Origin of the sequence: Streptomyces sp. NBC_00009, assembly GCF_045040855.1 — a bacterium.
Lineage (GTDB): Bacteria > Actinomycetota > Actinomycetes > Streptomycetales > Streptomycetaceae > Streptomyces > Streptomyces aureus.
Map to the genome: position 1 here is coordinate 8,099,709 of NZ_CP108312.1, position 13,218 is coordinate 8,112,926.

At 71.5% G+C, this 13,218-nt stretch carries 14 protein-coding genes; 10 read left to right on the plus strand and 4 right to left on the minus strand.

The genetic code is table 11. The annotated features are described in order from the left end of the window. Nucleotides 1–47 precede the first annotated feature (47 nt). The gene (locus OHA58_RS36860; protein ID WP_405484033.1) at nucleotides 48–1,259 is read right to left on the minus strand and encodes an MFS transporter; all 1,212 of its coding nucleotides are present in this window, start codon (nucleotides 1,257–1,259) and stop codon (nucleotides 48–50) included. A gap of 156 nt (nucleotides 1,260–1,415) precedes the next feature. Continuing rightward, nucleotides 1,416–1,730 carry a metal-sensitive transcriptional regulator gene (locus OHA58_RS36865; RefSeq protein WP_405484034.1) on the minus strand — a complete coding sequence of 105 codons (315 nt, stop codon included), beginning with the start codon at nucleotides 1,728–1,730 and terminating at the stop codon, nucleotides 1,416–1,418. 197 nt (nucleotides 1,731–1,927) lie between these two features. Between OHA58_RS36865 and OHA58_RS36870 the strand changes: the two genes are divergently transcribed. The 5 genes from OHA58_RS36870 to OHA58_RS36890 all read left to right on the plus strand — a co-directional run bounded on the left by OHA58_RS36870 (nucleotide 1,928) and on the right by OHA58_RS36890 (nucleotide 6,559). Then, the gene (locus OHA58_RS36870; protein WP_405484035.1) at nucleotides 1,928–3,298 is read left to right on the plus strand and encodes a rhodanese-like domain-containing protein; all 1,371 of its coding nucleotides are present in this window, start codon (nucleotides 1,928–1,930) and stop codon (nucleotides 3,296–3,298) included. 88 nt (nucleotides 3,299–3,386) lie between these two features. Next, nucleotides 3,387–4,190, plus strand: a complete 804-nt coding sequence (locus OHA58_RS36875) for a sulfite exporter TauE/SafE family protein (RefSeq protein ID WP_405484036.1) — start codon at nucleotides 3,387–3,389, stop codon at nucleotides 4,188–4,190. 33 nt (nucleotides 4,191–4,223) lie between these two features. Further along, nucleotides 4,224–4,796 (plus strand): rhodanese-like domain-containing protein, encoded by a 573-nt coding sequence (locus tag OHA58_RS36880; RefSeq protein ID WP_405484037.1) that lies wholly within the window; start codon nucleotides 4,224–4,226, stop codon nucleotides 4,794–4,796. Between the two features lie 171 nt (nucleotides 4,797–4,967). Next, entirely contained in the window at nucleotides 4,968–5,375 is a 408-nt protein-coding gene (locus tag OHA58_RS36885; RefSeq protein WP_376000620.1) for a YciI family protein, read from the plus strand. A gap of 20 nt (nucleotides 5,376–5,395) precedes the next feature. Next, nucleotides 5,396–6,559, plus strand: a complete 1,164-nt coding sequence (locus OHA58_RS36890; RefSeq protein WP_405485369.1) for an RNA polymerase sigma factor — start codon at nucleotides 5,396–5,398, stop codon at nucleotides 6,557–6,559. 137 nt (nucleotides 6,560–6,696) lie between these two features. Here OHA58_RS36890 and OHA58_RS36895 read toward each other — a convergent pair whose 3' ends face one another. Beyond that, nucleotides 6,697–8,247, minus strand: a complete 1,551-nt coding sequence (locus OHA58_RS36895) for a class I adenylate-forming enzyme family protein (protein ID WP_405484039.1) — start codon at nucleotides 8,245–8,247, stop codon at nucleotides 6,697–6,699. Nucleotides 8,248–8,320: 73 nt separating this feature from the next. Between OHA58_RS36895 and OHA58_RS36900 the strand changes: the two genes are divergently transcribed. From OHA58_RS36900 to OHA58_RS36920, 5 genes are all read left to right on the plus strand, one after another. After that, nucleotides 8,321–8,929, plus strand: coding sequence for a TetR/AcrR family transcriptional regulator (locus OHA58_RS36900; RefSeq protein WP_405484041.1), 609 nt, complete (start codon nucleotides 8,321–8,323; stop codon nucleotides 8,927–8,929). Nucleotides 8,930–8,958: 29 nt separating this feature from the next. Then, entirely contained in the window at nucleotides 8,959–10,599 is a 1,641-nt protein-coding gene (locus tag OHA58_RS36905; protein WP_405484043.1) for an acyl-CoA dehydrogenase family protein, read from the plus strand. 219 nt (nucleotides 10,600–10,818) lie between these two features. Beyond that, nucleotides 10,819–11,277, plus strand: a complete 459-nt coding sequence (locus tag OHA58_RS36910; RefSeq protein ID WP_405484045.1) for a hypothetical protein — start codon at nucleotides 10,819–10,821, stop codon at nucleotides 11,275–11,277. 102 nt (nucleotides 11,278–11,379) lie between these two features. Next, complete coding sequence (locus tag OHA58_RS36915; protein ID WP_405484047.1) at nucleotides 11,380–11,802, plus strand: MmcQ/YjbR family DNA-binding protein; 423 nt, start codon at nucleotides 11,380–11,382, stop codon at nucleotides 11,800–11,802. A 240-nt stretch (nucleotides 11,803–12,042) separates the two neighbouring features. Next, nucleotides 12,043–12,312, plus strand: a complete 270-nt coding sequence (locus tag OHA58_RS36920) for an iron chelate uptake ABC transporter family permease subunit (RefSeq protein WP_405484049.1) — start codon at nucleotides 12,043–12,045, stop codon at nucleotides 12,310–12,312. A 5-nt stretch (nucleotides 12,313–12,317) separates the two neighbouring features. Here the strand turns inward: OHA58_RS36920 and OHA58_RS36925 are convergent, their stop codons facing one another. Next, entirely contained in the window at nucleotides 12,318–13,202 is an 885-nt protein-coding gene (locus tag OHA58_RS36925; RefSeq protein ID WP_405484051.1) for a LysR family transcriptional regulator, read from the minus strand. Nucleotides 13,203–13,218 lie beyond the last annotated feature (16 nt).

Below are 13,218 nucleotides of genomic sequence, written 5' to 3' on the forward strand. Positions count from 1 at the left end.
GGGGCTTCGTTGCGCCGGCTGCCGCCCGATCACGCCGGTCGCAGACGCTACGGGGCAGGGCGTGCGTGCTCAGGTGTCGTACGACGCAGTCGCCGGACCAGGTAGACACCCGCGGTCGACACCAGGACCGCCATGACCGCGATGAACACGAGCCCGGCACCTTCCAGGCCGATCGGGCCGGTCAGTACTCCGACACCGATGACCGGCACGGAGATGCCCGCGTACGCCACCACGAACAGCGTGGAGATCACCGACGCGCGATGGTCCGGGGGAGATGCCTCGGCCACCGCGCCGAGCGCCGCACGAAATGCCAGCCCCTGCCCCGTACCGCCGACGAGCGCGCTCAGCACCACCAGGAGGAGCAGGTCCCATCGCAGCGCGCCCGCGAGCAGCGCCAGACCGGCGAGGAGTGCGGCGCAGCCCAGCGGCAGGGACCGCTCCATCCCGACCCGGGTGACCGCCAGTTGCCCCGCGGTCGAGGCGAAGAAGGCGAGCGCGACGACCAGACCGCTCACGGCGTGGTTGTCCACGTCCAGGGACTCGGCGAGGAACGCCGGACTGACCGAGGTGAACACCCCGAACAACGCGAACCCCACGAACGAGGCGATCGCGGCGGGCCCGAACACCGGCCGCACCTGCGGGGGCAGGCTGGGCCGCTGCGGCCGTACGGTACTCAGTGCCCGCCGCTCGGCCACGGTCTCCGGCAGCCACAGCAGCACGGCGGCCGATGCGGCCACCAGCGCGAGGTGCACGGCGAAGGGCAGGTACAGCGGCCAGGCGGCGTACTGGGCGAGCAGTCCGGCGAGCAGCGGACCGCAGCCCAGCCCGCCCATGTTGGCGGCGGTCGCCACGAACGTGGCCCGGGAGCCACCGCCGTGCGGGGCCAACTCGATCACGTACACGGTGGCGGCCCCGGTGAACAGCCCGGCGGCGAACCCGGAGAGCAGCCGCCCCGCATACAGCCACCCCAGCCCGGTGGCACTGAGGAAGCAGACGGCGCTGGCCGCCGCGAACCCCAGGCCCCACAACAGCACCGGCCGCCGCCCGACAGCGTCCGATGCGTTGCCGGCCAGCAACAGCACACCGATGACCCCGAAGGCGTACACCGCATAGACGACGGTCACCGTCAGCTCGGAGAACCCGAACTTGTCCTGGTAGAGCCCGTAGAGCGGGGTCGGCAGGGTGGTCCCGGCCATACACACGGCAAACACCGCGCCGGCAAGAGAACACTTAGGCCATGCTCCGCGATCACCGTCCATGCGGTCGACAGTAGTTCCGCAGGCTGTCCCGCCCCGGTACGGCGTGCGCCGACGCGCCGCGGGTACGGGCGGCATGGTGCGCTCAGAGGGTGGCGTCGTCGTCTGCGTGGGGCCTATGGAGGTGGGGCGCCATGTCCCACCCCCCCCGGGTTGTGATCAGGCCAGCGTGAGGAAGAGCTTTTCCAGCTCCGCCTCGTTCATGGCGGGGGTGCCGCCGTCTTCGGAGGCGGTCAGGCATTCGCGCATCCGGCCCGCGATGATTTTGAAGCCGGCGCGGTCCAACGCGCGGCTGACGGCGGCGAGCTGGGTGACGACGTCCCGGCAGTCGCGGCCTTCTTCGACCATCGTGATGACTCCTGCTAGCTGCCCCTGAGCGCGGCGCAGGCGGTTGAGCACTGCGCGCGCGGAGGCTTCGTCGTCGGCGGTGGCCGCAGTGGCCTTGGGGGCCGGGTTCGGCACGGTCGGGGTCATCCGTTGGGCTCCTTGGTGAGTTGGACGAGCGCGCGGTCCAGTCTGCCCGCTGCCTCGTTCGCGGCCGGGGCGCGGTGTCCACACCCCCCGAGTCCGGATGAACGGGGCGAAATCTCCTCCAAGTATACCCCCGGGGGTAATCTGTTACGGTGAAGCCAATACCCGGGGGGGTATTCATCTGAGGAAGTGAACGGCACATGTTCTTCGTCGACACCATCGAGATCGAGGGTCTGGGCAACCGGCACTACCTGGCCGGGGGCGCCCGGGCCGCGGTGGCGGTCGATCCGCCGCGTGACATCGACCAGGTGATCGCGGCGGCCGCGCGCCGCGGCGTGCGCATCACGCACGTGGTGGAGACGCACATCCACAACGACTACGTGACGGGCGGCCTGGAGCTGGCCCGGGTCACCGGCGCCGCCTACCTGGTGCCGGCCGCCGCGCAGGTCGCCTTCGCCCGTATCCCGGTCCACGACGGCGACGTGATCGAGATCGACCAGGAACTGTCCGTGCGGGCCCTGGCGACCCCCGGCCACACCCCGCACCACACCGCGTACGTCCTGGAGGAAGCCGGGACGCCGGCCGCCGCGTTCACCGGCGGATCCCTGCTCATGGGCACCGTGGGCCGCCCCGACCTGGTCGAACCGCGCCTCACGGAGAACCTGGCCCGCGCCCAGCACGCCTCCGCGCACCGCCTCGCCGCCGAGCTGCCCGATGACACCTCGATCCTGCCCACCCATGGCTTCGGCAGCTTCTGTTCCTCCGGGCAGGCCGAGGGTGAGGCGAGCACCATCGGCCGGGAGAAGGCCGTGAACGCGGCCCTGGTCCAGGACGTCGACTCCTTCGTCGCCGGTCTGCTCGCCGGCCTGGAGGACGTCCCCGCCTATTACGCGCACATGGGCCCGGCCAACTCCGCCGGCCCGGACCCCGTCGATTTGACCGCCCCCCGGCGCGCGGATGCCGCGGAGATCGGCGTGCGGCTCGCAGCCGGCGAATGGGTCGTGGACCTGCGCAACCGCGTCATGTTCGCCCAGGGCCATGTCGCGGGCTCGTTCAACTTCGAGGCCGACGGCAAGATCGCCACCTACCTCGCGTGGATGATCCCGTGGGGCAAACCCGTCACCCTCCTCGCCGAAACACCCCAGCAGCTCGCCGACGCCCAGCGCGAACTGGTCCGGGTCGGGATCGACCACCCCGCGGCCGCCGCCACCGGCAGCCCGTCCGACTGGCTGCGCCCCGGCCAGGTTCCGGCGTCGTTCCGCCGTGCGGCTTTCGCCGACCTGGCCGCCGAGCTGTCCCGGACAGAGGTGCCGCCGGTGGTCCTGGATGTGCGCCGCGACTCCGAGCGCGCCGACGGGTACGTCGAGGGCTCGGTCCACATTCCCGTACACGCACTGCACCAGCGGATCGACGAGGTGCCCGCCGGGCAGGTGTGGGTGCACTGCGCCGGCGGTATGCGAGCCGGGATCGCGGCCTCGCTGCTGGACGCGGCCGGGCGCGACGTGGTCGCCGTCGACGACGGCTTCGACCGGGCGGCAGAGGCCGGCCTGACCGTCCGCGCTGCCGCCTGAGCCCTTTGAACGACACCAGTAGGAGTCCTGGTCCCGCCATGTCCCTTTTCTGTCCCGGCCTCGGCCTCGGCCTCGATCCCGATCACATATGAGCGTGCTCATCCTTGCCCTGGTGGCAGGCGCCGTGGTCGGCCTGGCATTGGGCGGACTCGGCGGGGGCGGCAGCGTCCTGGCCGTGCCCGCACTGATCTACTTGCTCGGCTTCACCCCAGCCGCCGCCACCACCGCGAGCCTGATCATCGTCACCCTGACATCCATCAGCTCACTGGCCGCTCACGCTCGGGACGGCAACGTCCGCTGGCGGCCCGGACTACTGTTCGCCGCCGCGGGCATCGGCCCCGCCATGCTCGGCGGCCTCGCGGCAGGCCACATCCCCGCCACCGCACTGACCATCGCCTTCTCGGTGACAGCCGCACTCGCCGCCTGGCGGATGCTCCGTCCCGGCCGCCCAGCACAGGACGGCCCTGTACAAGGCATTCCTGTACAAGATGGCTCGGTACAAGGCAGTCCCGCACAAGACGGCCCCGTGCGGCCGCCCAGAGCGGCAGGATCCGGAGCCGGGCTCGGCGCCGTCACGGGGGTGCTCGGCGTCGGCGGAGGGTTCCTCGCCGTACCCGCCCTGGTCGGCGTCCTCGGCCTGCGAATGAAGACCGCCGTCGGCACGAGCCTCCTGGTCATCGTCATCAATTCGCTCGCCGCACTGGCCACCCGCACCGGCACCGCCGACGGCCTCGACTGGGCCGTCATCGCCCCCTTCACGGCAGCCGCGATCCTCGGCGCCTGGGACGGCAAGCGCCTCGCGGCGAAGATCTCCGGCAATCGCTTGCAGCACGTCTTCGCCTACGTCCTGCTGGCCGTTGCCGCCTTCATGCTCCTCGACAGCCTCATCTGACCTAGCCCCGCCGGAACCGAAGGACACAAACGCATGAATACGACCACCCTCACCACCGGCGCCGTCCGGGAACGTCTGCACACTCTGATCGTCATTGACGTACGCACCCCCGGCGAATACGCCGGAGGACACCTGCCCGGCGCCCACAACATCCCCCTCGACGACCTCGAACACGCACTGCCCACCCTCCGCGAGGCGGCCGACCGCAGCGACCTGCTCGTGGTCTGCGCTTCCGGCGCCCGCTCGCAGAACGCGAGCGTCACCCTGTCCCGCAACGGCATACCCGCCGCCAGCCTCGAAGGCGGAACCGCCGCCTGGGCCTCGGCGGGCGGTGACCTGCACCGTCCCGCCGCCACCGCGGCGACCAAGTGGGCCATGGACCGCCAAGTCCGCCTGACCGCAGGTTCCGTCGTCCTCCTCGGCCTGCTCCTGGGCCTGGTGATCCACCCCGCCTTCCAGCTGCTCTCCGCAGGCATCGCCGCCGGCCTCGTCTACTCCGCGCTCTCCAACAGCTGCGCCATGGCCACCCTGCTCGGGAAGCTCCCCTACAACCGCACGGACCGCACCGACCTGGACACCACCCTCGCCGGCCTGCGGCACAACTGACCCCGGTGGTCGGCGCGGCGTCGAATTGGCCTGGGCCCGGGAGACGCCGTTCACCGGCCCACCCACGAGAGCCAAAAAAGAATCTCGACCGCGATGTCGAGAATCCGTGGCCCGCTCCGTCCCTGGGGTGAACGCGACCACAATGGGGCGCACCACCACGAGGAGAACACGATGGCCAAGTACCTGCTGCTGAAGCACTACCGGGGAGCTCCGGCCGCGGTCAACGACGTCCCCATGGAGCAGTGGACGCCCGGGGAGATCTCGGCGCACATGCAGTACATGCGGGACTTCGCGGACCGGCTCGAGAAGACCGGCGAGTTCGTCGACGGTCAGGCGCTCGCACCCGAAGGCGCGTGGGTGCGGTACGACGGGGAGGGGCGCCCGCCGGTCACCGACGGACCGTTCGCAGAGACCAAGGACGTCATCGCCGGCTGGATGGTGATCGACGTCGACAACTACGAGCGCGCCGTCGAGCTGGCCGGGGAACTGTCGGCCGCCCCCGGGGCGGGCGGGAGGCCGATCCACGAGTGGCTCGAGCTGCGCCCGTTCCTGACCGAGCCGCCCACCATCACGGAGTGACCTCCCACGTGACCTCTCAGGTGAACGAGGCCCTGCTCCGGAGCCTCACGCCGAGCGTGCTCGCGATCCTCGTCCGCCGCGGAGCCGACTTCGCGGCGGCCGAGGACGCCGTACAGGACGCACTGGTCGAGGCGGTCCGCGTCTGGCCCGTCGAGCAGCCGCGGGACCCGAAGGGCTGGCTGGTCACCGTGGCCTGGCGCAAGTTCCTCGACGCGACCCGGTCGGACGCCGCCCGCCGCCGGCGTGAGGACCTCGTCGACGAGGAACCGGCGCCCGGCCCCGCGCCCGCGACGGACGACACGCTCCAGCTCTACTTCCTGTGCGCCCACCCGTCGCTGACGCCGTCCTCCGCCGTCGCGCTCACCCTGCGCGCCGTCGGCGGGCTCACCACCCGCCAGATCGCCCAGGCCTACCTGGTGCCCGAGGCGACGATGGCGCAGCGCATCAGCCGGGCCAAGCGCACCGTTTCCGGCGTGCGGTTCGACCGGCACGGCGACGTCGCCACCGTGCTGCGCGTCCTCTACCTGGTCTTCAACGAGGGCTACTCCGGCGATGTGGACCTCGCAGCCGAGGCCATCCGCCTCACCCGGCAGCTCGCGGCCGCGATCGACCACCCCGAGGTGAGGGGGCTCCTCGCCCTCATGCTGCTCCACCACGCCCGGCGTGCCGCCCGCACGGCGCCCGACGGCAGCCTGGTGCCGCTCGCCGATCAGGACCGCGCCCGCTGGGACACCGAGTCGATCGCCGAGGGGGTCGTGATCCTCCAGGCGGCCCTCGCTCGCGACCGTCTGGGCGAGTTCCAGGCCCAGGCCGCCATCGCGGCGCTCCACGCCGACGCGTCGGCAGCCGAGGAGACTGACTGGGTGCAGATCGTCGAGTGGTACGACGAACTCGCGCGCCTGACGGACAGCCCGGTCGTCCGGCTCAACCGCGCAGTGGCCGTCGGCGAGGCCGACGGACCACGCGCCGGCCTGGCTGCGCTCGCGGAGCTGAACGACTCGCTGCCGCGCCACACCGCGGTGGCGGCGCATCTCCACGAGCGCGCCGACGACCTGGCGACGGCGGCACGGCTGTACGCGGAGGCGGCCAAGAAGGCACCCAACCTCGCTGAGCGCGACCACCTCACACGCCAGGCCGCGAGGCTGAACGCGTCTCGGCTGAACCGGCTGGAGGGGGACACGTAGCGGTCCGGGGCGGGTTGGGCTGCGAGGCCGCCCCGGACCCCGGCGTTCCCGCTCCACCGGTTCCTCCGCCACGCGGCGACCTACGCGGGCCGTACCCCGTGACGCGCACGGGGTACGGGCCCGCGGCGCGTGGACGCTCAGCCGCTCACCGCCCGCGCCGACTCGACGGATTCGGTCAGCTGGGCCCGCAGCACATGCTTGGTGATCTTCCCCGACGGCGTACGCGGGAGCTCACGGCGCAGCACCAGTTCGCGCGGGATCTTGTAGCGGGCGATCCGCGACTCGAGCCACGTGCGCATGCCCGCCACGTCCAGGTCCGCCCCGTCGCGCGGCACCACGACGGCCACCACGGTCTCGCCCCACTGCGGGTGCGGGCGGCCCACGACGGCGACGTCGAGCACGTCCGGATGGCCGCGCAGCGCGCCTTCCACCTCCTGTGAGGCGACGTTCTCTCCGCCGGTGATGATCACGTCCTTCATCCGGTCCACGATCGTGACGAAGCCGTCCTCGTCGACCCGGCCGAGGTCACCGCTGCGGTACCAGTCGCCCGCGAACACCTCGGCGGTGGCGGCCTCGTCGTCGAGGTAGCCGACCATGCGGGTCTCCGAGCGCAGCCAGATCTCCCCGGTCTCGCCCGGACCGGCGTCTGTGCCGTCGGGGCGTACGACCCGCAGATCGACACCGGGCATGCCGCCGCGCCCGATCGATCCGGCCTTCGTCACCTGCTCGGCGGGGGAGAGCGAGGTCCCCGCGGGGCCCATCTCGCTCATCCCGTACACCTGGTGGAAGTCCTGCGAGCCGTATGCCTTCATCAGTCGGCGCGCGGTGTCCGCGTCCAGAGGCCCGGCGCCGTAGATCCAGGCGCGTACGGACGTCAGGTCGAAGTCGGCGAAGTCGGCGACGGCCTGCACCGGGGCGATGAGCGCGATCGGCGCCCCGAACATCGCGGTGACCCGCTCGCGCTGGATCGTCTCCAGCATGCCGCGCGGGTCGTACTCGCGCTGCAGCACGACCGTGGCCCCGCGCAGCAGCGTGCCCAGGGTCCAGTTGTTGAGGGGGGAGGCGTGCCAGATCGGCATGCAGATCAGGAACCGGTCGTCGTGGACGAGGGGGATCGTGTCCGCGGTGTGCCCGGCCGTCAGGGCGATGCCGCGGTGCGTGTGCACACAGCCCTTGGGGGTCCCGGAGGTGCCCGACGTGTAGAGGATCTGCGCGATGTCGCTGTCCGGGCCCGGCTCTGCGTGCCACGGCTCGGCGCGCGCGACAAGGGACTCGAAGCTGTCCGCCGGGCGTGTGTCCGCGTCCGCGTCGGGGTGGCTGACCAGCCACGGCACCTCCACGTCGGCCGCGGTCGCACGTTCGCCGATCTCCGCGTCGACGAGCGCCAGCCGGGCCCCGCAGTGCCGCAGCTGGCGCGCCACCTCGGCCGTCTGCAGTTTGTGGTTCACGGGCACCAGGGTGGCGCCCGCGTACCAGGCGCCGAACGCCGCGAACAGGAAGGCAGGGGTGTTGTACGTCATCACCGCGACACGGTCGCCCGGCCGCAGCCCGGCCTCGCTCAGTACCGTCGCGGAGCGCCGGGCGGCTTCGTCGAACTCCCGGTAGCTCCACCGCTGCTCGCGGTAGACGACCGCTTCCTTGTCGCCGGCCGAGCGAACCACTCTGTCCAGCAGGGCACTGAGGTGCATCACGTTCTCCTGACGAGCCGGGCCGGCGGAACCGACCGTGGCGGGAAACTCTGAATCATGGTTCACTTCTTTCATGGCCTACCGCAAGACCCCAGCCGAAATCAGTCGGCTCGAAGCCGCGAGAGAGCGCCTCATCTCCTGCGCCACCTCAGTCGTGGCGGAAGTGGGCTGGTCACAGGCATCCGTGACCGCCGTCGCCGACTCGGCGGGCATCGCGGCAGGCTCCGTGTACCAGCACTTCCCGTCCAAGGCGGCGCTCGCCGTGGAGGTGTTCCGGCGCGCCGCGGGACGCGAGGTCGACGTCCTGGGCGAGGTGCTGCACGGCCCGGGAGACCCCGTCGAACGGCTCCGCCGCGGCGTCGAGGTCTTCGCCCGCCGTGCCCTGGAGAACCGCGGCCTCGCCTACGCCCTGCTCGCCGCCCCCGCCGAACCCGCGGTCGGCGCCGAGCGACTCGACTTCCGCCGCCGCTACCGCGCACTGTGGGCCGAGGTGGTGTGCGAGGGTACGGCCACGGGCCGGCTGCCTCCGCAGAACGCCGAGATCACCGCCGCCGCACTGACCGGAGCCATCGGCGAAGTGCTCGTCGACCCGCTCGGCACCCCCGACGAGAACGCCACCGAAGAACTCCTCGCCGACCTCACCGCCGCGGCGCTGCGCTGCGCGGGCGCCCCGACCGCCTGATTCCCACCCGCTCCCCCGGAGGAGGCCCCATGTCCAGCAATCCCACCGCCGTGACGCACGAAGTGACCAACCAGGCACCGCCGTTGACCGGCCACGACATCGCCGACGACCCGGTCCTCCTCGAGGGTGTGCGCCGCGAGGGCGCCGCATGGTCTCTCGACGACCTCCACCGGATCGGCCGCCGCGCGGGCAGCGAGGAGGTGCAGCGCTGGGCCGACGAGGCCAACCGCTTCGAGCCGGTGCTGCGCACCCACGACCGCTACGGCAACCGCATCGACGAGGTCGACTTCCACCCCTCCTACCACGCCCTGATGGACGTGGCGGTCGGCGAGGGCTTGGCCGGCAGCGCGTGGGCGGACGAACGGCCCGGCGCGCATGTGGCGCGGGCCGCCGCCTTCATGGTGTGGAGCACCACCGAGGCCGGGCACGGCTGCCCCGTCTCCATGACGTACGCCGTCGTCCCCGCCCTGCGCCACGCCCCCGACCTGGCCAAGATCTACGAACCCCTCCTCACCAGCCGTGTCTACGAACCCGGTCTGCACACCCCGGGCGGCAAGCGGGGCCTGCTCGCCGGCATGGGGATGACGGAGAAGCAGGGCGGCACCGACGTGCGCGCCAACACCACCTCCGCCACCGAACAGGCCGACGGCACCTGGCGTCTGCGCGGACACAAGTGGTTCACCAGCGCCCCGATGAACGACCTTTTCCTCGTGCTCGCCCAGGCACCCGGAGGCCTGTCCTGCTTCCTGGTCCCGCGCGTCCTGCCCGACGGCAGCCGCAACACGTTCCGTATCCAGCGACTCAAGGACAAGCTCGGCAACCGCTCCAACGCGTCGAGCGAGCCCGAGTTCGACGACACCGTGGCCTGGCTCGTCGGCGCCGAGGGCAAGGGTGTCCGCACCATCATCGACATGGTGACGATGACGCGGCTCGACTGCGTCCTCGGCTCCGCGGCCGGCACCCGCGCCGCCCTCGCCCAGGCCGCCCACCACGCCCGCCACCGCTCGGTGTTCGGCGCCAAGCTCATCGATCAGCCGCTGATGCGCAACGTGCTCGCGGATCTGAGCATCGAGTCCGAAGCGGCCACGACCCTGGCCCTGCGCCTGGCCGGCGCCGCCGACCGCGCCCAGCGCGGCGACGAAGGCGAGCGCGCCTTCCTGCGCCTGGCCACGGCGGTCGGCAAGTACTGGGTGTGCAAGCGGCAGCCCGTAGCGGTGGCAGAGGCCCTGGAATGCCTCGGCGGCAACGGATATGACGAGGCATCAGGAATGCCGCGCCTGTACCGCGATGCCCCGCTCAACGGCATCTGGGAGGGCTCCGGCAACGTCAACGCCCTGGACATGCTGCGTGCGTTGGCCCGTGAGCCCGAGTCCCTGGAGGCGTTCCGTACGGAGATCGAGGCGGCGGCGGGCCGCGATCAGCGGCTCGACGCGGCCTGGCAGGAGTTGCAGGGCGAACTCGTCCTCACCGAGGACGCGCCGCTGCGGGCCCGCCGGGTCATCGAACGCGCGGCGCTCGTGCTGCAGGGTGCGCTCCTGGTCCGGCACGCACCGGCCGCCGTCGCGGACGCGTTCTGCGCTTCGCGGCTCGCGGGGGACCGCGGACTCGCCTTCGGGACGCTGCCGCCGGACACCGATTTCGCGGCGCTGCTGGAGCGACTGCCCGCGTGACCTTCGCAGGCCTTCGCCCGCGCTGAGCGTACGCACGGGCGGGGGGCCTTCACCGGGTGGCCGCGTCGGGCAACAGCTTCGCGGCCACCGTCGCCCCGTCGGTTCGGATTGACTGCAACCTTGTCCGAAGAGCGGTTCCCTGAGGCGGGACCCCGGTAGCTTCGCCGTATGGTTTCCGATGCGGTCGCTGTAGGAGTTCTCACCTTCATAGGAACTGCCTTGGCCACCCTGACGGGACTGTGGCAGTGGCGGCGCGTCCAAGCGCGTGAACAGCGCGCGGAGTTCCGTGTGCAGAGGGTGGAAGCGCTCAGAGCGGTGTGGGAAGCACTCTCCGACCTGGAGGAGGCTCAGCGGGCCTCCATCCTGGTCGTCGAGTACGACGCCCAGGACGCGACGGAACGACTGACGCAGGTCAATCTGCTCCTTCTCAGGCGCTCACCGTTCCTGCGTCCCGATGAGCAGGAGTGGGCAACGGCCTTCGCGCGTCATGTGACGGAGATCGACACCGTGCTCCGTACGCAGATGGAGGATGGCCGGCCTGACGCGAGCTGGTGGATCACCTCCGCGATACAGCCCGCCTCGTCGCACGTTGCGTCCGTCGCCGCTCAGCAGCTGAGGAACCTTCGCACCACGCTGGGGGACCGCTACGCCGCCGTGGTCCGTGGCGACAGTGAATGACGCCCGGCCCTTGCGTCCGGCGAGACGGTGTGGCGTACCGGCCGACGAAACTCCAATCCGAGTGGACCGAAACGCACCGAGTGCCCCTTGTATCCTGCCGCCATGTCGCCCAGATCGCGCCGGGCGCGGATCGAGGACGTGCACGAGCTGGCACTGGGGATGCCTCATGTCACGGTCGTCCAGGGATCCGCCGGTAACCCGGTCTACCAGGTTGGACACAAGTCGTTCGTCTTCTTCCGTACTCCTCGCCCCGACGCCTTCGATCCCGAGACCGGCGAGCGCTACCCGGACGTGATCGTCTTCTGGGTGCCGTCCGAATCCGACAAGCAGGCCCTGGTGCAGGACCAAGCGTCACCGTTCTTCACCACGCCCCATTTCGACGGTCATCTCTCGGTACTCGTCCGGGCCGCCCGGATCGGCGAACTCACACTGAGGGAACTGACCGAAGTCGTCCAGGACGCCTGGCTGTCCCAGGCCTCGGCGACCAGGGCCGCCAACTGGCTCAAGGCCCGAGGGGAGCAGTGACCGGCTGACGCGCGACTGGAGCCGAGCGGAGCGCCCGGCAGTCCGAGATCGTCGAACTGTGGCTGACCGGCAGCCTCAACGGCGCGGCTGGGACCGGGCCGGACCGCTCGGGCTCGTCCTCCTGCTCGGCCTGCCCGCCCTCGTGTGGGCGAGCCGCGCCCTGCGCCCCCCTCGGGCTCGGCCCCGACATGGCCGCCGCGCTCGGTTTCCGGGTGCGCCGGGCCCCAGCTCGGCCTGACCATGACCGGCGTGATCCTCGCGGCGAGCGCGACCGGCGCCGCGGGCCCCATCGACTTCGTCGCCCTGACCGCGCCACAGCTCGCCCGCCCCCTGACCCGCACGCCCCAACTCCCGCTCGTCTGCTCGGCGTTGACGGACGCCGTGACGCTGACGTCGGCCGACCTCGCTGCCCGCCTCATTCTCGTACCGCTCGAAATGTCGGTCGGCGCGCTGACCGCGCTCGTGGGAGCGCCGTATGTGCTGTGGCTGCCGGGCAGGTCGCACCGCTGATCCCTTCACGCCCTTGGGCTGCGTGCGTCCTCTCGATAGAGGTCGGCCAGCAGGGCTACGGCGGCATGGGTGGCGGGATGCGGGCTCTGCTGGGGCCAGATGAGGTGGACGGGGACGGGTTCGGTGTCGCGCAGAAGGCGATAGGCGATGCCGTCGCGACGGTACTGGGTGGCGGTCGACTGCGGAGTGATGCCGACGCAGCGGCCGGTGGCGATGGCGGCGAGCCAGTCGTCGACGTCCTGGATGTACTCCACGTCGGGGCCGGCCCCTTCGGGCCACAGGTCCAGGGTGGTGGTGCCGGTGCGGCGGTCCACCACGAGGGTACGCTCGCGGATCTCCGACAGGCGGATGCCGCGGCGCCTGGCCCACGGGTCGTCGGAGGCGAGCGCGACGTAGCGGCGCTCGTGCCCGACCAGGGCGTGAGCGTAGCGCCGGGTGTCGATGGCGGTCCGGATGACGGCCATGTCGCACAGGCCCTCGGCGAGCCCGCCGGTGGGGGTGTTGTGGCGAATCAGGTGGAGTGCGACGTCGGGGTAGCGGTCGCGCCAGCGACGCTGGAACTCGGCGGTGTGCCGCCCCATCGCGGACCAGGCATGGCCGATCCGCAGACGCGTGTGACCGGTGGTGGCCTGACGGACCAGCTCGTCGGCATCGGCGAGCATATGCCGGGCGCGGGCCAGGACCTCCACGCCGGCGGTGGTGGGGGAGACAGTACGGCTCGAGCGGTGCAGCAGCCGTACTCCGAGGATCCGCTCCAAGGCCAGCAGGGTGCGGGACACGGACGCCTGGGACACGCCCAGTTCGATCGCGGCGTCGGTGAAACTGCCGGTGTCGACGATCGCGACCAGGCAACGCAGGTGCCGCAGCTCCAGACCCGTAGAACCATCCATACGTCCAGCGTATAGG

What these genes read in the sequence shown, in the direction of transcription:
- OHA58_RS36865 (WP_405484034.1), bottom strand. Translation starts at nt 1,730, where the DNA reads ATGACCCCGACCGTGCCGAACCCGGCCCCCAAGGCCACTGCGGCCACC.
- OHA58_RS36920 (WP_405484049.1), top strand. Translation starts at nt 12,043, where the DNA reads ATGACCGGCGTGATCCTCGCGGCGAGCGCGACCGGCGCCGCGGGCCCC.
- OHA58_RS36915 (WP_405484047.1), top strand. Translation starts at nt 11,380, where the DNA reads ATGTCGCCCAGATCGCGCCGGGCGCGGATCGAGGACGTGCACGAGCTG.
- OHA58_RS36860 (WP_405484033.1), bottom strand. Translation starts at nt 1,259, where the DNA reads ATGGACGGTGATCGCGGAGCATGGCCTAAGTGTTCTCTTGCCGGCGCG.
- OHA58_RS36880 (WP_405484037.1), top strand. Translation starts at nt 4,224, where the DNA reads ATGAATACGACCACCCTCACCACCGGCGCCGTCCGGGAACGTCTGCAC.
- OHA58_RS36900 (WP_405484041.1), top strand. Translation starts at nt 8,321, where the DNA reads ATGGCCTACCGCAAGACCCCAGCCGAAATCAGTCGGCTCGAAGCCGCG.
- OHA58_RS36905 (WP_405484043.1), top strand. Translation starts at nt 8,959, where the DNA reads ATGTCCAGCAATCCCACCGCCGTGACGCACGAAGTGACCAACCAGGCA.
- OHA58_RS36870 (WP_405484035.1), top strand. Translation starts at nt 1,928, where the DNA reads ATGTTCTTCGTCGACACCATCGAGATCGAGGGTCTGGGCAACCGGCAC.
- OHA58_RS36925 (WP_405484051.1), bottom strand. Translation starts at nt 13,202, where the DNA reads ATGGATGGTTCTACGGGTCTGGAGCTGCGGCACCTGCGTTGCCTGGTC.
- OHA58_RS36875 (WP_405484036.1), top strand. Translation starts at nt 3,387, where the DNA reads ATGAGCGTGCTCATCCTTGCCCTGGTGGCAGGCGCCGTGGTCGGCCTG.
- OHA58_RS36895 (WP_405484039.1), bottom strand. Translation starts at nt 8,247, where the DNA reads ATGCACCTCAGTGCCCTGCTGGACAGAGTGGTTCGCTCGGCCGGCGAC.
- OHA58_RS36885 (WP_376000620.1), top strand. Translation starts at nt 4,968, where the DNA reads ATGGCCAAGTACCTGCTGCTGAAGCACTACCGGGGAGCTCCGGCCGCG.